This window comes from Cytobacillus kochii (assembly GCF_020171845.1).
In the GTDB taxonomy this organism is placed as follows: domain Bacteria; phylum Bacillota; class Bacilli; order Bacillales; family Cytobacillaceae; genus Cytobacillus; species Cytobacillus kochii.
This window is the reverse complement of sequence record NZ_JAIVAM010000005.1, coordinates 214,170-237,526: the sequence shown is the minus strand read 5'-3', so window position 1 is coordinate 237,526 and position 23,357 is coordinate 214,170. Positions and strand designations below refer to the sequence as shown.

Below are 23,357 nucleotides of genomic sequence, written 5' to 3'. Positions count from 1 at the left end.
ATAAGGAGATGACGACAGCGATAAGCGACGTAGAAATTAAGGGAGCTATAAAAAAATTCGGATCCAATATTGTTCTTAATTCCATCGATTTAGAAGTAAGGCAGGGTGAGCTTCTCACCTTGCTTGGCCCTTCTGGATGCGGAAAATCGACCACTTTAAATTTAATTGCGGGATTTCTTGAGGCAGACCAAGGAGAGGTATTTATTAAAGGAAAAAAGGTGACAAAGGTGCCTCCATATAAAAGAGATTTGGGCATGGTTTTCCAAACGTATTCTCTTTTTCCACATATGACGGTTTATGACAACTTAAGCTTTGGTTTAAAATTAAGAAAAATTGCCAAACCAGAACAAAAAAAGAAAATCGATCGCGTCCTTGAACTTGTAAAGTTATCAGGGTTAGAACAACGTTATCCTCGAGAACTGTCAGGTGGGCAAAGACAGCGAGTAGCCATCGCTAGAGCGTTGGTTGTCGAACCGGAATTATTATTATTAGATGAGCCATTATCGAACCTTGATGCGAAGTTAAGGCATGAGCTTCGCTTAGAAATCAAAAGGTTACAAAAAGAAATCGGTGTAACGACTATCTTTGTTACCCATGATCAGGAAGAAGCTCTATCGCTTTCCGATCGTGTCGTAGTAATGAATGCAGGTAAGATTGAACAAATTAGTACACCGACATCCATCTACAAACATCCAAAAACAGAATTTGTTTTTCAATTTATCGGTAAATCTAACTCTTTTGAAGGTATGGTTATATCAACAGATCAAGACCGGATTATGGTTCAAGCGGGTCAAGAAGTCACATCAGTAAGTTGGGATAATGTGATTGGAGAGAATCGCACGTTCCAAAAAGGGGATGAAGTGAAATTATACATTCGCCCAGAAAACATTCATATTTCTGAGTCACAAGAGGCTGTTGATGGATATGAACTACATCGTGCGAAAATCACACAACTGAATTACTTAGGGACTTCTTGGGAAATAGATGTCGCATTTATGGGGAAATCTCTGCAAATATTAACAAATGAGTACCGTTCATCATGGAAAGAGGGAAGCGAGGTGTTTGTAGGATGGAAGCCGCAAGAGCTCAAAATCATCAGAAAAGAGTAGCACCTGAGGGACAACCGCCGCAACAAGAGAAGCGCGCGAAAAAACGGAAGCCATGGGCACCTGGCTTATTGTTATTAACACCGATCCTCTTGTTCTTATTCGGATTTTTTGTTGTACCGATGTTATATATTTTGTACTTAAGCTTTATTTCAACTGATAGCTTAAGTGGTGAAGGAGCTAGTTACAGTTTATCAAATTATATCACGCTCTTTACGGATAGCTATTATTTAAACTCTTTATGGATTACGGTTAAGATTAGCTTATTATCTAGTCTGGTTGCGCTCATACTGGGTTATCCGATCGCTTTAACGATGGCAAAGGCTTCAGCAAAAATGCGCGCACTTATTACACTACTGATTGCTTCACCGCTTTTAGTTAGTATTGTTGTTCGTAACTTTGGCTGGTATTTATTACTTCTACCTAATGGGACCGTTAATACACTATTAATGGATTTGGGTCTAATTAGCAAGCCTATGAATCTATTGTTTTCAGAGGTTGGTGTCATTATAGGTCTTTCAAACGCGTATTTACCATTTATGGTACTAGCTATAGTCACAAGCTTATACAATATTGACCCATCATTAGAGAAGGCATCGGCCATATTAGGTGCAAGTCCATTAAGAAACTTCCTTTCGATTACATTACCACTGAGCTTACCAGGTATTGTCTCTGGTTGCGTTTTAGTCTTTAGCTTATCGATGAGTGCCTACGTAACACCGGCACTTATGGGTGGAGCGAATGTGCCTGTGATGCCAGTTGTTGTATACGATCAAATTAATAATCTCCTGCAATGGACATTTGGATCGGCATTATCATACGTTTTGCTTGGGACAACGCTTCTATCAGTCTTTTTATTTACTCGAGGGTTTGAGAAGAGTAAATTCAAGGAGGTGTTCCGTTAATGAATGCCATTGGGAAATTACGCGGAGCATTGGCTGTTATTGGGATTATCTACATCTTGATACCACTAATCGCTGTCATCCCTGCATCGTTTACAAAAGCAAGCTATCCAAGCTTTCCGCCAGAAGGATTTTCGTTTCAATGGTATACGAAAATCTTGGAAAGACCTGAATTTATTGACGCCTTCATGAATAGTTTGCAATTTGCAGTGCTTGCTGCACTATTTGCCGTTATATTCGGCACACTAGGTGCGCTGGCAATTGCCAAGTATGATATTCCCGGAAAGTCAGCGATTACATCCTTTTTAACGGCGCCACTTAGTGTACCTCAGCTTGTATTAGGGATAGCGTTATTAATATACTTCACACCATTAATGCTTGCGGGTACGTCAATAGGATTCCTGATTTCACATATTATCATTTGTATTCCATACGTGATTCGTTTAGTGTTAACCGGCTTAAGCGGTTTTGATTATAATTTAGAAAAAGCGGGGGCAATCTTAGGCGCCAATCCATGGACCGTCTTCTGGAAAATCACGCTCCCATTAATCCGACCTGCAATTATCTCCGGTGGCCTTTTCGCTTTCTTAACCTCCTTTGATAATGTAACGGTCTCACTCTTTATGATCTCACCTGAAACACGCACTTTACCAATTGAAATATTCTCTACCATGCAAGATGCTTATAATCCAATTGTTGCCTCTGTATCCAGTGTTGTTATATTCATCTCCGTGATACTCATCGTCATCTTAGAGAAAATCCACGGTGTCGGAAAAGTTTTTGGTGGGGGCCATCATTAATTATATCTTTAGTCAGGATTAGCGCGCACATTAATATGTGCGTGCTTTTGCTCGTTCATAACAACAATAGCAGGAATAAACAAAGCGCGTCTTGAAAGTTAGACTAATCAATAATAAGGGTGAGTATAAATGAGAAGATTAAAAGAGATTTATAGATATATATTATTTCGGCTGTTTGGGAGAAATTCTAGAAGAGCAGGATGGACATTATTTGCTCCACTAAAGATACTCCCTGAATATATAGTTGATACGGAAAATGGTCAAGTGACTGGGTTAGTCATGTATGATGAGAAGGTTTACTTGACCGTTGTTGTAGATGTTCTGAACGAAAAAACTTCCGTAAAAGGAAGTCTTAGAAGAATCCATAAACTTACGAAACCTTTTAAAAAGCACAACTATATAGAAATGATTGAAGAAGAAGCTAAATATTTGCTTGAAAATAAATGCCCAAATGAGTAATCTCCTCAGGAGGTCTAGAGTAAAGTGGGGGTGTGGTAATAATTGTATAATAAGATAATGGAATATAACCGATACGAACCTGGAAGTTTCAAGCTTCCCTTAACAGCAATTAAAAGAACAGATATTACTACAGTCGGTTATAAAGCAGGGCTTTTCATTATTAATAAAAAGAAATATTTTTTATCCTATCATAACGAAGAACAAGTAGTACTCCTTCGTTTAAATAACTTAAATTTGATAGATGAGTAATTGAAAAAGGTGATCCAAAAAAACTCGAGAAAAGCATGGTGAGGCGCTGTGGTCATATGAATAAATAAAAGTACTGTTTATTAAAGTAACAATCTAACAACTTAGAGAATGGGCAATGATAGATCTAAAGGTAGGAGAATGAATTTGAATAGGATTATTAGTATTATACTTGCCATAGTATTTTTTGCTTTCCTCTTTGGATATGAACCAATACAACTTATTTTTGAAGATGTATTTGCATTGATGTACCCATATTTAATCTTAATAGGCTTTATCACATTAATCATTATTCTAGGGGTGTTTATAAAATAGATCTGAAGATGGCATTCTATCTCTATAAGGGTAGATCCGGATGATTAGGAGTATGAAGTGTCTAATCATTCGGTTTTTTTGTAATTTATATCCTTATATGAAAAAAATAGAGGAATAGAGCAAAAGACACTCGACTCCCTCAGGGAAATAGAGGGAAATTTGAGACCTCACAGGTAATGCAGAGAAGGCTCAAGCGTTCCCTCCCCGTGGAAAGCGAATGTCTGTAGTGCAATGGAACGGCCTTTTTGGCAACTGATTTTTTATAGATTATGATTTGTTTTTGTTCGTTTTGAAGTTAGGTCATTTAGTTATGTCCTACCCCGTTTTTATCCATTTAGTTCTGGTTTTTGTATCGCCGGTTTTATATATTTACATAGTAATTTCCTCGAGATAGGGCCAACGATTAATAACTGTGATGGAAGGGCCACAATAATATTTAAAGCTAATGTCTTTAGATAAGCGGTAAAGATAGAACCTTCAATCCCGATTGTTATCAAGGTCAAGATGATTCCGTATGCTGACATGATGGCAACCATTATAGGAACCATACAAAAAGCAAAAACAATAATAAAGTTGAATTCTTTTGATTGATCATAAGGTAGAGATCTTGCAAGTTTGTGTGCGACTGGCTCAACGAAAGACTCTGCGATAAAAGCAACAATAAACGTTATTGCAAATTGAATCAATGCACTACCTAAGCTATACGATGAAAAGCCGTGTAAAGCAGAGTTGTAAACGGACATGATTAAAACCATCCCAAAACACATGAATAGGCCAAAAATAAGGCCTTCTTTTTTATTACTAGGCAAATGAAAAACAACCTTTCTTTTAAGAGAATAAATGTAATTATATCGGTTCAAATTTTTCTTCATAAGTGACATATTTGTGAATTTTACTAAGAGATTTCATTTCCTTATATATCTTTTGGGGGTTTTTTAACTTTATGAAATTAGTTTTGCTAGTTTAAATTTAAAAACATATAAGTTTAACTAATAGGGCTCTCGTTAAAATCGTTCTTTTGAGGGCATTTGTCATTTGCCCATAGAAGGAGTGAAGTTGAAAAATTGTTTAATAAATAGGGATGGAAGCTTCTCATTACGAATATCCGCTTTTTTAACGAAATATTTAAAATTTATAAATAACTACTATATTGAATGTTGAGGAATATGTTATGGTAAAGTTACACAATGAAAAAATATTGCGAAATGAGAGGATGACCATTAAAAAGACTAAATATTGGACAGTTGGAGACTTATCAAAACTAACGGGGCTTACGTTTCGAACTTTACGATATTATGATCAAATTAGTTTATTATCTCCATCTGAATATTCCGAATCTGGACATAGGTTATATGATGAGGAAGACATTTTAATTTTATTTCAAATTCTTACTCTGAAAGATTTGGGGTTATCACTCGAAGAGATTAAATCTACTTTGAAAGATGAAGATTACACACCTAACAAAGTCATTAACCTTCATATAGAGCGGCTGAAAATTGCGATAAAAAATCAGGAAGGTCTTTTAAAAGAATTACAAAATTTATCTTCTCTTATGCAACTAGAACAACATATATCATTTGATGATTTAGCCCAGGTTTTAATGATGAAAAAGAATGCAACACCTACCCAGAGAAGAAGTAAAGCATTAACCTTTAAAGAAATCACATAGTATGATATTTGGTAGAAAGAAGGAGCCCATTTTTCAACATATGTATTATTACTTTGATATTTGCATGGTTTGAATCATAGGTTCAAAAAAGTAAGTAAAAAGCCCGATTACCCTCAAAAAACTGGTAAACGGACTTTTGTTTTATAAATGTGATGGAAAATCATTTCTAATTATGACGATGCGTGTTTTTTCGATTCTTTTGGAAAAATTGTGTAGGAAAAAGAAATTAATCCATCAATAACTAAAATAATTGTCCAAATCCTACTTAAGTTATTTGTTGCTGAATGATCAAAAGGGAACGCAGCGTTACTTGATGCAAACCATTGTTGAAAGAAGTCCCCTATAGAACTAATCGTGGAGAATTGGTTTGATAATCCAAGAAAAAGGGCTAAAAGAATATGCACACCTAAAAATATGAGAAGATGCATAAAAAAGTGTTTTCTTTCTACAGCAGCAAATTCCTTTCCATCCAACTCTTTTACTTGATCTTCTATATTAATTGTTTCGCCTCTCCAGTTTGCTACTTTTTTCTGTATAAATCGATCAAGCTTTCTGAAATCTGATTTCCCATAGGTAAATGCATATACAATCACAATTAATATAACAACCTGGTAGCTTGTAAATTCACCAGTTCTCATATAATCCATAAAGCCCATTGTGGCAATCCATAGGTCGTTCACTATAAAAATGCCGAAGAAAAGAAAACTGAGCTTATTTAACTTGAACCAATATCTTAAAATGAGAAAAGATAGTATTGAAATCCAGAAAATAACTTCAGCAGCAATAAAGAACTCCCATTTATGGTCTAAAATAAAATCCATTTAGTAAACCCTCCTAATTTTCTGTAAGCATTTCTATCCATTTCATGTCAGCTTCAAGATGCAGTATCTTACCATCAATTAAATAATGAATGGCCTCATTTTCTTCAGAAAATACGTGACTATTTCTTAGCTGTTGTAATTGAAAGATGTTTTTAATGATGAGTTCCTTATGTTGTTTAATCATCTCGCCAAGATTTTTAAATGATAGTTGTTTTGCACAAAGTAATTTAAAGTAAAACTCATCTTGAAGGAGAGAGCTTTCAACCGGTAGCAATAGCCATTTTTGAAGCTCAGCTTTCCCCTTTGGTGTAATGCGATAAATTTTCAGTTCTGACTCTTTTTCTTGTGCTTCTTGTACAAATTCATCTCTAATTAATCGATCAATCGTTGTATATATTTGTCCAGCGTTTAAATCCCACTGTTTATAAACCATAGATTCGAAAGAGACTTTTAAATCATAACGATGGCGAGGAGACTGGGATAAAAGCGTCAATATGGCATGCTTTACTGACATATAAATTCCTCTTTCCTCTTTTTAATAATATGAATGGGTAGTTGTAAAAATTCTACCCATCTAATCTTGTTTAAGTGATTTTGATATCGTTATTTTATTCACTGTATATGAAGGTAATACTGAAGCTGCTATGCTGACAATTAAGCCACAAATGATAGAAATGAGTATTGTCTCTAATGGTACAATAAATTCTATCAGTATATCCTCTGAGGTTTTGGCGTTTAAATAGATTGTGGTAATTCCAAGAAATATGCCAATCAAAATACCGTTTAACCCAATAATAAGCCCTTCACTTATGATGGTTTTATAGATTTGCCATCTTGTAAAAGCAATAGCTCTCATCACGCCAATTTCCCTAACTCGGTCCATTACATTCATTGTTAATGTGTTTAATATACCAATTCCCGTTATGATGATAGCAATCATTAATAATCCACTGAAGAGTGATTTTACGCCTGGAAGGGCACGCTCTTGTTTAGATATTTCCTCATTTAAAGTCTGTACAGAGCTTAAATCAAAAGGAAAAGTGTTAAGAAGTTCATTTTTTACAGAGCTTTCATCTGTATATTCATCTAAGAGTATTAATCCCTTAGAAGGAGACACATTGGGATGCAGTTGGTTGATATTCTCTTCTGAAATAAACGCAGTATAACCACCATATTGTGTTGTATTAACTTTCCCAACAACTCTTAAGCTGTTTTCTTTTCCGTTTTGATAAATAGTCATAGTATCGCCTATTTTTCCGCCCCACTCACGAAACGCATATTCTCCTAGTAAAATGGTATCTTTTTCTTCAAGGGCATCCAATATTTGCTTTTGCTCAGATGCATTAGCGTAAAATAAAGGATTATTACTATACCAATCATTCTTCACTTCTATCATTGTAAATTGGCGATTCTCATCGCCTATGCTCCAAGTGGCTTGGCTTTCGCTATAAGCCATAACATCTTTTACACCATCCATCTGACTTATCTGTTCTAGTTTTTCATTAGAGATCGATGTCTCACTGCTAAACTGAATATTACCACCAAAGGAACGGATGACATCTCGGCTTATGTTTTGTTCTAAAGAAGTAAAGATAGATGAAACGAGTAAGCCAAGACAAATAGCAATGGCAAGAATTAATGACATATTTGAAGAACGATTTAATGTAAGCAATGTGCTCTTTCCGGCAATACTTCCCTCGTATCCCAAAAATGAGGTTTTAGAAAAGAGAATCGTCAAAGCCTTCATCATTATAGGATATAAAAGGATAACAGCTACTAAAAGACAAACGATGGATATGGCATGAGGAATAAACACACCTAATAATACAATACACCCAATGATCGTTCGCTTTTTTTGACCGCTGACCTTTTCAGTAGGTATGGACTTTAAGCTACTAATCACATCTACTTTGCTAGCATAAGTAACCGGAATTAAAGATGCGAGCATAGGTATGATAATACCTAATAAAATGGAAAGGGGAAGTGCATACATGAATTGCATTTTGACTTCAATGTTTGTTTGGAAAGAACCGAATAACCCATCTTGGAGTAAGTTTGCTAGCATAAACCCTGATGGAATGCCAAGAATAAGTCCAATAATTACGAGATATAAGACTTCCATAAGAAATAGGATTTTGACTTGGTTAGGTGTATAACCGACAGTCTTCATGATGGCTATTTCATTCTTTCGTTCCGATACACTAACATAAAGGGTGTTGTATAAAATGAAAGCCCCAATAAGCATGGCGAGTCCACCAATGGCATAAAGCATGAAATACAACTCTTCTAATTGATTGGTTTGTCTTTCATCTAAAACGACCTTTTGAAATATGAGTTCTTCATTTTGTAAGCTGTCCTTTATTGCTGTTATACTGCTTATTTGTTCGACATTCTCTTTAAACTTTATTCTTATTTCACCAATTTGGTTTGGTGCATGATACAATTCTTGAATATTATCTAAAGTTGTAAGAGCTCGCCAATTCTTATTACTTGCCTCATTCCAGCTTGCTGGACCTTCCAACAAAGCTGTATCAGCTACAATTGCTGATATGGATACATCTTTATTACCTTTAGGAAGTTGGATATTCAATATTTCCCCTGCGCGTAGATTCCACAATTCGGCGGTAGTCTCTGATATAATAATGCCCTTTTGATCAAGGTTACCAGCAATGACATCTAATGATAATAACTCGTTATCAAAGGAAGAAAGCCCGGTTAATCTCAGATTGCTTTCAGCGGAATGATGTGCACTATCTAAATTAATTTTTGTTTGTCTATGGACTAGCCCTGTTATGCTACTAATATCTGAGTTTGTTTCAACTTCATCCAATATTTCTTCTGAAAAAGTATTGGATGTTGAATTTATGGTATAATCAGCGTTCCCTGTGAACTCCTTTAGTTGCTCCGTTGTAAGATATTTTGCCGTTTCGACAGTGCTGATAACTGCGAACATCGTGGTAATGCCAATGAGAATGGCCAATAAAGTAAAGAAGGAGCGTGATTTTTTACGAATTAAGTTTCGTAATGATGCTAGCCATAGCATTTTGATCCCCGCCTTCTGCTTGCTTAATATCCGATTCAATCATTCCGTCTTTTAACAAAATAATACGATTCGCAAAGCTTGCTGCATACATATCATGAGTAACCATGATAATCGTGAGTTTCTGGTCTTGGTGAAGAGAAGAGAGTAGTCTTAATATTTCTGTTCCCATTTTCCTGTCAAGATTGCCAGTCGGTTCGTCTGCGAGTACTAATTTTGGTTCCATTGATAATGCTCTTGCTATGGAAACACGTTGTTGTTGACCACCACTTAATTGCGAAGGATAATTTTTTTCTTTGCCTTCCAGTTTTGTGGATTGGATGAGATTAGTAACAGTTGTTTGAATACTCGCTTTTGGCAAACGATCGGCGTGCATAGGAAAAGCAATATTTTCTTCAACTGTCATGTTAGGAAGAAGCTGATAATTCTGAAATACAAATCCAATATTCTTTCTGCGGAAAAGTGTTCTTTCCTTTTCTGACATGTCTTGAAGTTTTGCATGATTAACTTGGATGTTTCCAATATCCGCTTGGTCAAGGCCACCAAGGAGGTTCAATAGCGTACTTTTTCCAGAACCCGAGGGTCCCATAATTGCAATAAATTCCCCTTCATTTATTGTTAAATCAATGCCCTTTAATACTTCGTATGATTCCTTTCCAATTTGATAAGTTTTCTTTATACCTTCTATTTGAATCATATAAAGCCTCCTATTCCGTATATACTCAGTATATATGTTGTATACTCAGTATATACCACTAATATATACTGAGTATACACTAAATGCCAATTTTTAATAAAAATAGTTCAATCTCCCTGTTAAAACATTTCACTAAAAGAATGAGTCATACTTATAAAAGAAGGGGGAGACAGGCTGTGATGTACAAAGCGACAATATATAACTAGAAAGAGTGTAAGTATTTAAAAATAATGAATCAGTAGGATAGTTTCTTAAACAAACATCCTTTGAAATGATGGTATGAATTAATTTAGGGTCAGTATAAAACCCAACACCTAATTGTTTTAGTATGGATTCCTTTTGTGTCCAGCAGTGGATGAAAGCTCGTTCGCCATCTGATTCTATTTTCTTCAACTGGTCCAATTCTGTATTGGACATGAATAGCTCAGCAGTGTCATTCATATCAGGTTGGTAAGGTTTGATTTCCTCGATATCAATTCCAACTGAGTGGCTTAAACTAATTGCAATACAAGCCCAATTATTTGAGTGGCTTATATTAAAAGTATAAGGATGTTTATGCTTGTTAGATATGTACGGTTTGCCGTATTTAGAGTATTGGATATGGATTGAAGCAGGAGGAGTATGCAAATAATACCCGAGCAGATTTCTAAGTGCATATCTACAGGTTAAATATCGATGTCTTTCCTTCTTATGTATAAATTGATTGGCTTTAGTGATTTCAACTGCTGAAAGTATACTGTATTGTTCCATGTATATTTTACTCAGGTCAATTAACCATATGGCACATTCCCCGTCTATGATGTGATGCATCTTCTCTTTAAAAACAACCATTTTCCCACCTTCTCGTTTTTTTATTTACATTCTCATACTAATAACTTACTAAAATATGGCTATAACGCAATAGAATCAATTTAATTTTGCGTAAAATACGGATTTTTGAAACCCTTTAGACTATTAAACTTTAGGAGAAATAGTACAAGAAAAGGAGCCGTGATATGGGAAATGAGATGCATATATTTATAAAAATGTTAGTAGTTTTTATCCTAATATTGATTGCCTCCAGAAGTGTCGGAAGGTTATGCACTTATGTCGGACAACCACGTGTATTAGGGGAAATGTTAGCAGGGGTAATATTAGGACCAACATTATTCGGGGCAGTATTTCCGGGCCTGTATGCAAATTTGTTTGATGCTGATATTAAAAATATCCTGTACATGTTTAGTCATTTAGGGCTGGCACTTTATATGTTTCTAGTTGGTATAGAGGTTAATTTTAAAAAGTATGATAAAAAGTTTTATCGAAACTCAGCAAAATTATCGCTATCAGGTTTTTTAATACCCTTCGTAGCAGGAATCGCTTTGGCTTTTATTTTGAAGGATGCTTTCTTTCAAGGGGGGAATTTCCTCCATTTTGCATTGTTTATTGCCATTGCAGTTTCCATGACAGCTTTTCCTATGTTGGCACGTATTCTCCAAGAAAAAAACATGATGAAGACAAAAATAGGTGGAATTACACTTTTATCTGCGAGTGTGATAGATGTCTTAGGCTGGTTGTCGCTAGCTGCAGTTATTGCTTTAGTAGAGACAAATTCCCTCAAAGGTGGAGGCGTGACATTCCTCGGAACGATAATCTTTGTCATTGTTTTATTTAAAGTATGTAAACCATTACTAGAGAGAATATTTGTAAGCGTAGTAGAAACAGGAAAGATGCAACAGGGGCTTTTAGCGCTGATACTTGTCCTCGTTTTAAGTGCAGCAGCATTTACTGATTATATAGGGGTGTATTCAGTATTTGGTGGTTTTATGATGGGGCTTATTATGCCTAAGAATAAAGTGTTTGAACAGCAGGTTCGATCAAAATTAGAAGACATTGTAGTGGTCTTTCTTGTCCCCATTTTCTTTACGTACTCTGGGATCAACACGCAATTTACTACATTGAACATTTCGATGCTCATCATGTTTTTGATCATTCTTATTTTTTCTTCTATCAGTAAATATGCTAGCTGTTTGATTACTATGAGGGCAGCTGGATTTGGATGGAGGGAGTCATCAGGGGTAGGTTCTCTAATGAATGCCAGAGGATTAATGGAATTAATCGTACTTAATGTTGGCTTAACATATAACATTATTTCTCAAGACTTATTTAGTTTAATGGTTTGGATGGCAATTATCACGACTGCGATGGCGTTACCTGCTTATCATTTTTCGGAAAAATTTAAATTCAAGAAGGCGCTACCTTCAAATACTATCACAATAAAATAAAAGGAGAGATTTATATATGGAAGTAAAAATGGACAATCATATCTATGATGTATTGATTATTGGTGGAGGACCAGGTGGAATACAAACGGCACTTACTTATTCAGAGGTTTGCAGAGAGAATGGGACTGAACCTAATATGGTCGTCCTAGAGGCTTTTAACAGAGCTGGATATAGCTTCACAAAATATCCCGTTCACGAAAAACTGATTAGTAATAATAAATTGTATACCGGCAAACCATTTAAAAGCCGATATGCAGAAAGGTTTGATTGGAATAGCTTAATTACAAAAGAGAAGAATATATTAATGAGAAATTATAGCCAGGATTTTTATCCAAATAGGAAAGCAATTGTTGATATGTTAAATGATCTTATTGATGAATGTCATATTCCTATTAGTTATGATACTCAGTGGATTCAAACGAATAAAACAGAACAAGGATTATTTGAGGTTGTTACTACTAAAGGAACCTTTACGAGCAGAACAGTTGTTGTAGCAACAGGTCTAAAACCTGTTATCCCCAAAATAGAGGGAATAGAGCATATAACTATGTATGAAAATATGAAAACAAAAGAATCATACAGAGACAAGCGTGTTCTTATCTTAGGGAAAGGCAATAGTGGACTTGAATGTGCGCAGGAGATATTAAATGAAGCGAATGTGATTATGGTAGCAAGCCCTTCCTCAGCAAAAATGGCTTACAAAACCCACTATGTTGGAAATATCCGAGCGGTTAATTCGATTTTTGCAGAAAACTATCAACTTAAACATCAAGCAGCACTACTTGATTGCCATATAAAGAGTATAGAGAAAGTAGCAACAGGATTTAATGTAACCGTTGAATATATTCATGCAGAAGGTGAAGTTGAAACACTTTTTTTCAATGAAGTAATTGCAGCAACAGGCTTTAAGTCAAATATAGATCAACTGATAAAGGATTTTAACATCCAGTTGATGCATAAAAAATTCCCATCGATCAATGGGGTATTTGAATCGACAGAGGTATCTAATTTGTATTTTGCGGGGGCACAAACACATGGTCTGGATTATAGAGGATATTCTACAAGTGGATTTATTCACGGGTTCCGTTATAACTCTCGAATCCTTGCAAACCATCTAGCTGAAAAATTTAATATCAGTAAAATGGAAAAGTCATTAGTACAAGATCCATCCAAGAGGATATTAGATGAGTTGAATGAATCGCCAGAATTATGGCTTCAGCCTGGATATGTGGGCTACCAATTGAAATTTGATGGGCATCATTGGTATGAGAATGGTCATCGGACAATCAATGAATTTAAAGATTCAACATTGAACACTAATGAATTAACCTTCTTTATTTCGCTGGAATATGGGGACATTAGGAAATTTGAAGAAACATTTAGTATTCCAAGAGTACCAGGGGATGCTACACAAAGTGTGCATATTCATCCAGTCATTAGAGTGAAACAGGGCGACGAAATAATTAAATATGACTTAGAAGAACATTTGGAATCAAAATTTGATGATGATCTTTATATTCCAGTAATAAAAGAGATCGTGACAAATGCATTGGAAAAGGAGTCGTCATTATCCTACTAGACTATTGATTTTTTTTACCAGTTTAAAAATCTATTTTTGCAGTAATTAGGAGGATAAACATTGAAACAAAAAGCAGTTGTAACCGGGATGGGTGTTGTCACCCCTATTGGAATTGGGGTAGAGCAATTTTGGGCAAATTTAATTCGTGGTAAAAGCGGGGTAGAGGCCATTTCTAATTTTGATACGGAGCCTTTTACAACTAAGTTTGCAGCACAAATCAAAGATTACCAAGCCGAAGACTATTTTAATAGTAAGGAAATAAAACGTATGGATGCATATACTCAATATGCATTAATTGCGACAAAAGAGGCACTTAAACAATCACGTTTGCCCTTACAAAATATTGACCCCTATCGGATAGGTGTAATCGTTGGTTCGGGTTCTGGCGGGCTTAATACTGTATTAGAAAATGATAAAAGGCTGATTGAGCGAGGGGCTAAAAGGGTCAGCCCCTATCTTGTTTCATCTATGGTAGTAGATGCAGCCTCTAGTGAAATCACTTTATTAACTGGCGCTAAAGGGAAGAGTGGCGCATTTGTTACTGCTTGTGCCACGGGTACAAATTGTATAGGTGAAGGTTTAAGAGCAATCCAGTGGGGTGAAGCAGATGTAATGATTGTTGGCGGAGCAGAAGGAGATTTGACCCCATTAGATCTTGCGGGATTTTCTAATATTAAAGCACTATCCACTAGAAATGATGACCCACAAGGTGCAAGTAGACCATTTGATAAAGATAGGGATGGATTTGTACTAGGAAGTGGTGGGGGAGTTCTTATTCTTGAGTCTGAAAATTTTGCAAGAAATAGAGGGGCTACTATTCTAGCTGAAGTCGCTGGATATGGCTCTACTTCAGATGCCTATCATCAGACTGCTCCTGACCCAAGTGCTGAGGGAATGATGATGTCAATGAAGAAAGCTATTGAGGATGCTGGCGTAGAACTCTCTGAAATTGATTATATCAATGCTCATGGTACGAGTACAAAATACAATGATTATTATGAAACAATGGCCATTAAAAAACTGTGGGGGGAAGCAGCAACACATATTCCCATAAGTGCAACAAAATCAATGACAGGCCATTTACTAGGGGGAGCAGGAGCGGTTGAACTAGTAGCAAGTATCTGCTCTATAAGGGAAAATCTTATACATCCTACAATCAATTGTGATCATATTGATCCTGAATTAAATCTTAACTTTGTCCCACATGAGGCAGTAGCGAAACAGGTAAAAGTGGCTTTGAGTAACTCATTTGGGTTTGGTGGTCATAACGCAAGTTTAGTAGTGAAAGAATGGAATGTGTAAAGGGAGGGTGGATTATGGATATAACGAAGAAGGGTTCATCATCAATTGAAATAAATTTTCCGAATAGTGATAAATGTATACATGAATTAATTGAACTGCAAGCGATTCAAACACCTAACCTTCCTGCAATTATTTTTGAAAACAAAGCTATGTCATATGCTGATTTAAATCAAAAAGCAAATCAGTTGGCAAATTATCTACTCAGTGAAGGTCTTCAGCCTGAAGAACCTGTACTTGTATGTTTAGATCGTTCCTTTAATATGGTAATCACGCTTTTAGGTATTTTAAAAGCAGGAGGCGCTTATGTGCCGTTAGATTCAGATTATCCATCAGATAGGCTGTCATATATGGTGGAGGATATTCATTCGCCATTTTTAATTACCTCAAAAGAAAAAGAAAACTTATTTATAGCAATGAATAAATTAATAGATAAAAAAATTCTAGTAGATGAGGAGAAATGGAAAGTTCACTCTGGAGAATCCCCTTTGGTACAAGGAGATAATAATCGTTTAATGTATATTATTTACACTTCGGGCTCAACAGGGAAACCTAAAGGAGTGGCAAATACACATCAAGCATTAAACAACCGCTTACAGTGGATGCAGAATGAACATGTCTTAGGAACTGCCGATAGAGTACTCCAGAAAACCCCGTACAGTTTTGATGTTTCAGTATGGGAAATCTTTTTGCCATTAATGACCGGTGCTGCTATCGTATTGGCTAAGCCGGGAGGACATAAAGATCCCACTTACTTGTTGAATTTAATTAGAGAACAGAACGTAACAACCATACATTTCGTCCCGTCCATGTTATCTGTCTTTCTTGAAGTAATTCCAGCTAAACAGAAAACATCATTGAAAAGGGTGATTTGCAGTGGTGAAGCCCTAACAAAGAAAATTGAATTAGATTTTTTTTCTAAATATGAAAACACTAATTTATATAACTACTATGGTCCAACAGAAGCAGCAATAGATGTTTCATTTTGGAAGTGTACAGGTGATGAAAGTGAAAGAGTTGTACCTATTGGTTATCCGATAAGTAATACTCAACTATATATTTTAGACGAAAACCTCGCACCAGTTGTTCCTGGAGAGACTGGGGAATTATATATCGGAGGGATTGGCCTTGCAAGAGGTTATTACAATCGAGAGGAATTAACTAGACATTCCTTTATACATCATCCAAATAAAGAGAGGGGCCGTTTATATAAAACAGGGGACTGGTGTAAGGAAAGGTCAGACGGAGCAATAGAATATATAGGGAGAAAAGATTTTCAAGTAAAGGTTCGTGGTTTTCGAGTTGAACTCGGAGAAATTGAAGCTTCTCTAGAAAAAAGAAAAGAAATAAAAAGGTGCATAGCAACACCGTGGGACCAATCTGGAGAAATGAGTATAGTAGCATATGTGCAATTTAGTAAAGGTTTTGTGCTCGAGGAGTCTGAATTGAGAGATGATCTTAATACTAAGTTGCCTGAACATATGATTCCTTCCGTATTTATAGAAGTGGAATCTATCCCATTATCATTAAATGGAAAAGTGGATAGGAAGAAGCTACCAACGCCTTATAGAAGCAATATAGAAAGTGTCCCTGCCAATATAACAGAGGAAAAGGTGGCTGCGATTTGGAAACAACTTCTAAGCTTAGAGGTTGTTGATATGGATACGCCTTTTATCAAATTAGGTGGTAACTCTCTTTTCGTAGCAAGGTTAGTAGGAAGAATTAATGGAACATTTAACCTTTTCCTTACTTTAAAAGATGTTTTTGAAGCAAAGACGATAAGACAATTATCTATTCTCATAAATGAAAAGTATCAGGATGGTAAAAATGAGGAGTTGGCATGCAAAGAAATACAGAACGGCGAACCATCTTGCCTATCTGATGCACAAAAACGTTTATGGTTTTTAAATAAATTGGAAGGTGACAGTCCTTTATATAATTTACCTCATTATATAGAAATCAATGGACTCTTGGATACTGTTGGTTTAAAGGCGAGTCTTCATCAAACATGTATAGAAAATGATATTTTTTCCTACCGGTTTGGTGACAAGGATGGAGAACCTTACCAATATAAAGATGTCATTGAAGGTATAACTGTATCGGAAGTTGATCTGTCAGACTACCCATTAGAATTGGCAAGAGAACAGGCAGTTAATTTTATGAAGATCGATGCAAAAATTCCTTTCTATATACAAAAAGAAAGGGTTTTTCGATTCAAGCTTTATAAATTAGCAGAAAATACGCATATTTTTTATTTTAATTTTCATCATATCATTTCAGATGGTTGGTCTGATCATGTTTTTATTCAAGCGCTCTTTAGACATTATCAATCATTTATGCAAGAAAAAGAATTGAAAGAAAAAACGAAGGTAACATACCAAGATTATATTTCAATGCAATCTGCCCATTGGAATCAGCCATATATGGATGAGCAACTTGCCTTTTGGAAAAAGGAACTAGAAAAAGAGCAACCGATAGTAAACTTATCAGCTGGTAAGCAAAAGCAATCCAATTCAATGCAAGGAGAAGAAATTACCTTTTCATTACCAGAAGGAATAATAAAGGAGCTAAAAAACTATTGCAAGCATAAGGATGTAACGGTGTACACTGTATTTTTGGCTATTTATATTATATTTCTACATAGACTTTCAGGTGAACATGATATTTCTGTAGGGTCCCCTGTGGCCGGAAGAAAGCAAGCAAATTTTGAAGACATTATTGGCTTATTTGTTAATACGGTTGTGATACGAAATGAAATAGATAATGATAACAGCTTTGAACAATTCTTAAAGCAGATAAAAAATAAAGCGATGAATGTGTTTTCAAATGATGATGTTCCTTTTGAAAAGGTTGTTGAAGAGGTTAGGCCTAATAGGAAGTTGTTTGGAAGTCCTTTCTTTCAATATATGTTTGCTTTTGAAGAAATGCCAAATACAGATGTTACAGTTGAAGATTTAAACCTCAGCCCCATTAAATCTGTTTTTAATGGTTTATCGAAATTCGATTTAACATTATTTATTAAAAAAGAAGGGGCAGAATATCTAGGCAAGTGGGAATATAGAAGTGATTTATTTAGTGAAAAGATTATGAAGCAATATAACAATATCTTTCTTCAAATCCTTCAATCGGTGATGGAAAACACGCAAATCAAAATTAAAGATATTTCTATCATCAAGGAAGAGAGTAAAAGGGAGTTAATAGTAGATTTAAATAATACGAAGGTGGATTTTCCTAACTGTTGCCTACATGAGCTTTTTGAAGAACAGGTCAAAAAAACGCCTTCTGCTACTGCAGCAATCTTTGAAAATGAGATTTTAACTTATGAAGAACTAGATAAGCGCGCCAATCAATTAGCACATGTTCTGATAGAAAGAGGTGTGAAACCTGATCAACCGGTAGGGTTAAGGATGGATAGGTCCTTGGGGCTTGTGGTTGCTATGCTTGGTATTTTAAAGGCAGGAGGCGCCTATTTGCCAATCGATAAGGAAGCACCTGTACAACGTGTGTATAGTTTATTGAAAAGTGCTAAATCAATTGTTTGTATCACAGATGAAAAGGGATTAGCAGCTACAAATACTACATTTATAGAATATGAATTAATAGATTCTTTCAGTACCTACAAGAGTGAAAAGCCAACGGTGAAAATATCTCCAGATCATTTGGTATCTGTATATTATACTTCGGGATCCACTGGCACCCCTAAAGGAGTGAGTAGTACACATAGGGGTTGGGTTAATCGTATGTGTTGGATGCAAAATAAACATAAACTACAAGAAAATGAAGTAGCCTTGCAGAAGACAACTTTAACTTTCGATGATTCAGCAGTAGAGTTTTTCTGGCCATTGATGATAGGAGGAGCAGTCGCATTCATTCCTCCAGGTGCACATCGTGAACCGACAAGTATTATCGAATATGCAATACGATACAAGGTGGCTCTGCTACAATTTGTGCCAAGTATGCTCAAGATGGTTATTGAGGAAATCACACCTTTGCAGAAAGAGAAATTATCTAATTTAAGGGTTGTTGTATCTAGTGGTGAGGCATTAAAGGCTTCATTGGTCAAAAAATTCTACGAAAAAATGCCTGGTAAATTATTTAATTCCTGGGGAGCAACAGAGGTATCTATTGATTCAACGTGTTATGATTGCACGCCTGATGACGAATTTGAAACAGATATTGTATCAGTTGGACGCCCTATTGATAATAATCGGGTATACGTGCTTGATCATCAATTAAATCCACTTCCATATGGGGTTCCAGGAGATCTTTATATAGCTGGCATTGGTCTTGCCAGAGACTATTTGTATGACCCTAAAAAAACAAATGAGTCCTTTGTTGCTGATCCTTTTTTTGAAGGTGAGAAGATGTATAGAACAGGGGACAGAGGATATTTAAATGAACATGGCGAGATTATGTTCCTCGGAAGAGATGATAATCAAATTAAAATTCGAGGAATGAGAGTAGAACTTGGAGAGATAGAAAGTAGTATTGCAGCTTTAGATTTTATAAAAGAAGCCATTGTCACTGCAAATGGACAGCAATTAAGTTGTTATTACATTTTAAATGTAGGTGAAGATAAGCAGGCTGTTGATATAAGAGAACATCTAACAGAACACTTACCTTCTTATATGATACCTGCCTATTATATGAAGTTAGAGAGTTTTCCGCTGAATGCAAATGGAAAAGTAGATAGAAAAGTTCTTCCTCAACCCAATGCGGAACATCTTATGATTAATCAGGATTACGCAATCCCTGAAAGTGAGATAGAGAAGAAAGTAGCAGATATTTGGAGTGAAAGATTAGGCATTGATTCTGTTGGACTGAATGATCATTTTTTTGAATTAGGCGGCCATTCCTTATTAGGCGTACAGATTATCTCGCAAATAAACAAAGCCTTTCAAATCTCTTTAACCGTACGATCATTATTCGAAAATCCTACAGTTAAACAATTATCCAATTTGATTCAAGCTTCTACTTCTATTTCAGAATTGTCACCGATTGTTAAGGTAGCAGATAGACAAGATTGGCATCCTTTGACTGATGCACAGCAAAGAATTTGGTTTTTAGAAAAATTAAATACAGATAATACGAGTTATAACCTTCCGCTTATCTTAAAATCAACTGGAAGGTTTGATATAAATCGTTTAAATGATGCAATAAACAAACTTATTATTCGGCATGAATCATTGAGGACTCAATTTTTAGAAATCGATGGTTTTCCTTTTCAGAAGGTCATTCCTGGATATGAACAGTGTGTGAAGGTTATAGAGGCAAGTGAGGCTACTTTACAAGAGTGCATTAATCTTGAGATGAAAATGAAATTTAACCTAGAAGACCCGCCGTTAATTAGAGGAAGTGTTTTGCGATGTGAGGAACGAGATATCTTCGTACTAATACTTCACCATATTATTTGTGACGGTTGGTCTATAAATGTACTAAAAAATGAGCTTATTCAAGTTTATATGGGGAATGAGGATTGTTTTGCAGAAGAGCCAATTCAGTATTTAGATTATACTTATTGGTTGTCTAATAAGCAGAGTAAAATCCAACATCAACTAGAATATTGGAAAAAGATATTTAATGAAGATATTCCAATTATTCAGCTTCCAATGGATCATTTAGAAAATAACACAAGATATAATCATACGATTCACAAAAAAATTGATTTGAATAAAGCCAATGAAATTAGGGCTTTTGTTAGAAGCAATAAAGTAACCCCATTTATGTTTTTCTTGAGTGCATTTTATGTTCTTTTATCCCGCTTAAGTGGGCAAAAGGAAATTACTCTAGGTACACCGATTATTAATAGAAGTAATACCGAATTAGAAAAGGCAGTAGGGTTATATTTAAATACGCTACCACTTAAAGCGGATATCAATGAGCATTTGAGTTTTACCGAGTTTTTAATGAAGACAAAAGCAATTGTCTTGGGCGCATTCGAAAATCAAGATATTCCTTTTGAACAAATTGTTGAGGCTGTTCAACCTGAAAGAAATATAGACCGGAATCCGTTATTTGACATATTAATAAATTATCGGAAGTTTGAAGAGCAAAAAACGTTCAGCGTTCATGGTGAGGAAATAGCTGAACTAGAAGTAGCGGATATAACGTCTAAATTCCTGATGACTTTATATATTGAAGAGACAGCAGATCAATTTAAATTCAGTATAGCTTATCAAAATCATTTATTTTCAGTGGAGCGAATGGAAGACTTTTTTGAACAATACTTGAGTCTATTAAATACTTTTATCGCTAACAAAGAACAATCGATCCTACGACCGAGTTTAATGACGGGAAAATCAAAAAAAATATTGCCTAACCCAGAGAAACCACTGTACAAAAAAAGCTATCCTTCTGTTACCGAACAGGTTGAATATTGGGCAAAGAACACGCCCGAGAAAATCGCCGTGGAAGAAGGTAATAAATTTTACTCGTATACGCAATTATCTAATTATTCTAATAAAGTGAGCATTGGTTTACGAAGATGTGGCATTAAACCAGGGGATGTTATTGCTATTCAAGGCAAAAGAAGTTATTCGATGATAGGCACAATCGTAGGTGTATTAAAGGCAGGCGGAACGTTTTTAAATATTGATAATGACCTACCTGCACAACGGGTTACTCAAATGATTGAGCAGTCGAAAGCTAAGGCAATTATTCTTACTGACAATTTAGGCATTCATCAGAGCGTTTTTTCAATTAGTACTCTCGCTACATACCATGTAGATGAGTTTGTTAATAGGTTGGAGAATTCAAGAAGTATGAAACCTATCAATCATGACAATGCTTATATATTCTTTACTTCAGGTACTACAGGTCAACCGAAAGGAATATTAGGATCTCATAATAGCCTTTCACATTTTCTCAATTGGCAAAGAAACCATTTTAGTGTCAGTAATGAAGATAGAAGTGCCCAGCTGACTCATACAACGTTTGATGTATACTTACGTGATATATTTTTACCGTTAACAAGTGGATCTACAGTTTGTGTACCTGTAGAGGATGAGGAGGAAGATATTTTTCATTGGCTCAATGAGAAAAAAATCACGCTCCTTCACGCTGTCCCGTCTATTACCATGCACTGGTTTAGAAGCGGTTTGAAGATAAAATTGCCTTCATTAAGGCACATATTTTTTGCCGGTGAACCGTTACCTGATTATTTGGTAGAGAAGTGGAGAGAGGTAACATGTGCCCAGGTTAATAATTTTTACGGTCAAACGGAAACAACTTTAGCCAAGAGCAGTTGTCCCATCGATTCAGCATTACAAAGTAATACAGTAATGCCTATTGGTAGCCCTATTTCTGATGCTCAACTTCTTATTGTGAATAAAAGTGGTGATCAATGTGGAGTTGGTGAAATGGGTGAAATTACAATAAGAACACCTTATATGTCTAAGGGCTATATTAATTCCCGAGACAAGATATTTGAACAACATAAATGGTCAGGTTCTTCAGATGATGTGTTATATAGGACAGGTGATTTGGGGAGATATCGTCCAGATGGATTAATTGAGATTTTGGGTAGGAAAGATCATCAAATAAAAATAAGAGGTGTAAGAGTAGATAAGAATGAAGTAGCAGCGGCTATTGTTAATGAAACTCAAATTACTGATTGTGCAGTAATAGATGTAAATACAGATGACGATGTTCACTTAATTGCTTTTGTCGTAGTAAACAAGGAAATGTTTAATCCGAATGAACTACGGATTCGGTTGAGAGAAGTACTGACATTGTCGATGATACCTAACAAATTTATATCCATACCAGAAATTCCTGTTACGAAAAATGGAAAAGTAGATGTATTGAAGTTAATGGCTTGGTCTAGTCAACAGGAACACACGGGCTCTTATTCTTTTCAAACAAAAATGGAAAAGGATATGAAAAGAATATGGGATCATCTTCTACCAGGAAAAGTGATACGTCCCGATGACAATTTCTTTGAATTGGGTGGCTATTCTTTGCTAATTGTACGTATGATTGCCGCTGTAAAAGATGAAATCGGCAAGGATTTATCCTTAATTGATATTTTTAAATACCCTACGATACGAAGCTTAACGGCCTATCTTTCTCTAAAAGCAGGTCAAAGTGATAATAAGACCGTAGCTGTGAGAAAAGTTGAGCGAATAAAAAGAACAGTTACTTATAGTGGAAAGGAGTGAAAAA

The 23,357-nt window shown here is 35.6% G+C and carries 16 protein-coding genes; 10 read left to right on the top strand and 6 right to left on the bottom strand.

All coding sequences use genetic code 11. The features are described from left to right. Positions 1-8 precede the first annotated feature (8 nt). The 5 genes from LCM23_RS10120 to LCM23_RS10100 all read left to right on the top strand — a co-directional run bounded on the left by LCM23_RS10120 (position 9) and on the right by LCM23_RS10100 (position 3,516). Positions 9-1,109, top strand: a complete 1,101-nt coding sequence (locus LCM23_RS10120) for an ABC transporter ATP-binding protein (RefSeq protein WP_224936835.1) — start codon at positions 9-11, stop codon at positions 1,107-1,109. After that, positions 1,070-2,011: an ABC transporter permease gene (locus LCM23_RS10115; protein ID WP_224936834.1), complete on the top strand. Its 942-nt coding sequence runs from the start codon at positions 1,070-1,072 to the stop codon at positions 2,009-2,011. The genes LCM23_RS10120 and LCM23_RS10115 overlap by 40 nt, the downstream gene beginning before the upstream one ends. Beyond that, positions 2,011-2,808 carry an ABC transporter permease gene (locus tag LCM23_RS10110; RefSeq protein WP_095371498.1) on the top strand — a complete coding sequence of 266 codons (798 nt, stop codon included), beginning with the start codon at positions 2,011-2,013 and terminating at the stop codon, positions 2,806-2,808. The genes LCM23_RS10115 and LCM23_RS10110 overlap by 1 nt, the downstream gene beginning before the upstream one ends. A 129-nt stretch (positions 2,809-2,937) precedes the next feature. Next, a complete protein-coding gene (locus LCM23_RS10105) occupies positions 2,938-3,267 on the top strand; it encodes a hypothetical protein (RefSeq protein WP_224936833.1) in 330 nt (109 codons plus the stop codon). A gap of 42 nt (positions 3,268-3,309) precedes the next feature. Continuing rightward, complete coding sequence (locus LCM23_RS10100) at positions 3,310-3,516, top strand: hypothetical protein (RefSeq protein WP_224936832.1); 207 nt, start codon at positions 3,310-3,312, stop codon at positions 3,514-3,516. Positions 3,517-4,154: 638 nt separating this feature from the next. Here LCM23_RS10100 and LCM23_RS10095 read toward each other — a convergent pair. Then, the gene (locus LCM23_RS10095) at positions 4,155-4,595 is read right to left on the bottom strand and encodes a DUF2798 domain-containing protein (RefSeq protein WP_224936941.1); all 441 of its coding nucleotides are present in this window, start codon (positions 4,593-4,595) and stop codon (positions 4,155-4,157) included. A 404-nt stretch (positions 4,596-4,999) separates the two neighbouring features. Here LCM23_RS10095 and LCM23_RS10090 point away from each other — a divergent pair, with 404 nt between their 5' ends. Beyond that, positions 5,000-5,497 (top strand): MerR family transcriptional regulator, encoded by a 498-nt coding sequence (locus LCM23_RS10090; RefSeq protein WP_224936831.1) that lies wholly within the window; start codon positions 5,000-5,002, stop codon positions 5,495-5,497. A 170-nt stretch (positions 5,498-5,667) separates the two neighbouring features. Here LCM23_RS10090 and LCM23_RS10085 read toward each other — a convergent pair whose 3' ends face one another. From LCM23_RS10085 to LCM23_RS10065, 5 genes are all read right to left on the bottom strand, one after another. After that, on the bottom strand, positions 5,668-6,318 hold the full coding sequence (locus tag LCM23_RS10085; protein ID WP_095371501.1) for a hypothetical protein: 651 nt from the start codon (positions 6,316-6,318) through the stop codon (positions 5,668-5,670). A 13-nt stretch (positions 6,319-6,331) separates the two neighbouring features. Further along, positions 6,332-6,832: a PadR family transcriptional regulator gene (locus LCM23_RS10080; RefSeq protein ID WP_095371502.1), complete on the bottom strand. Its 501-nt coding sequence runs from the start codon at positions 6,830-6,832 to the stop codon at positions 6,332-6,334. Positions 6,833-6,892: 60 nt separating this feature from the next. After that, entirely contained in the window at positions 6,893-9,361 is a 2,469-nt protein-coding gene (locus tag LCM23_RS10075) for an ABC transporter permease (RefSeq protein WP_224936830.1), read from the bottom strand. Then, positions 9,324-10,055 (bottom strand): ABC transporter ATP-binding protein, encoded by a 732-nt coding sequence (locus tag LCM23_RS10070; protein ID WP_224936829.1) that lies wholly within the window; start codon positions 10,053-10,055, stop codon positions 9,324-9,326. The genes LCM23_RS10075 and LCM23_RS10070 overlap by 38 nt, the downstream gene beginning before the upstream one ends. A 132-nt stretch (positions 10,056-10,187) precedes the next feature. Then, entirely contained in the window at positions 10,188-10,886 is a 699-nt protein-coding gene (locus LCM23_RS10065) for a 4'-phosphopantetheinyl transferase family protein (protein WP_224936828.1), read from the bottom strand. A gap of 164 nt (positions 10,887-11,050) precedes the next feature. Between LCM23_RS10065 and LCM23_RS10060 the strand changes: the two genes are divergently transcribed. The 4 genes from LCM23_RS10060 to LCM23_RS10045 are packed head-to-tail and all read left to right on the top strand — an operon-like array spanning position 11,051 to position 23,353. Further along, on the top strand, positions 11,051-12,316 hold the full coding sequence (locus LCM23_RS10060; protein ID WP_224936827.1) for a cation:proton antiporter: 1,266 nt from the start codon (positions 11,051-11,053) through the stop codon (positions 12,314-12,316). A gap of 16 nt (positions 12,317-12,332) precedes the next feature. Then, a complete protein-coding gene (locus tag LCM23_RS10055) occupies positions 12,333-13,895 on the top strand; it encodes an NAD(P)-binding domain-containing protein (RefSeq protein ID WP_224936826.1) in 1,563 nt (520 codons plus the stop codon). Between the two features lie 60 nt (positions 13,896-13,955). Beyond that, a complete protein-coding gene (gene fabF, locus LCM23_RS10050; protein ID WP_224936825.1) occupies positions 13,956-15,197 on the top strand; it encodes a beta-ketoacyl-ACP synthase II in 1,242 nt (413 codons plus the stop codon). Between the two features lie 14 nt (positions 15,198-15,211). Beyond that, a complete protein-coding gene (locus LCM23_RS10045; protein WP_224936824.1) occupies positions 15,212-23,353 on the top strand; it encodes a non-ribosomal peptide synthetase in 8,142 nt (2,713 codons plus the stop codon). The last annotated feature ends 4 nt before the right edge of the window (positions 23,354-23,357 follow it).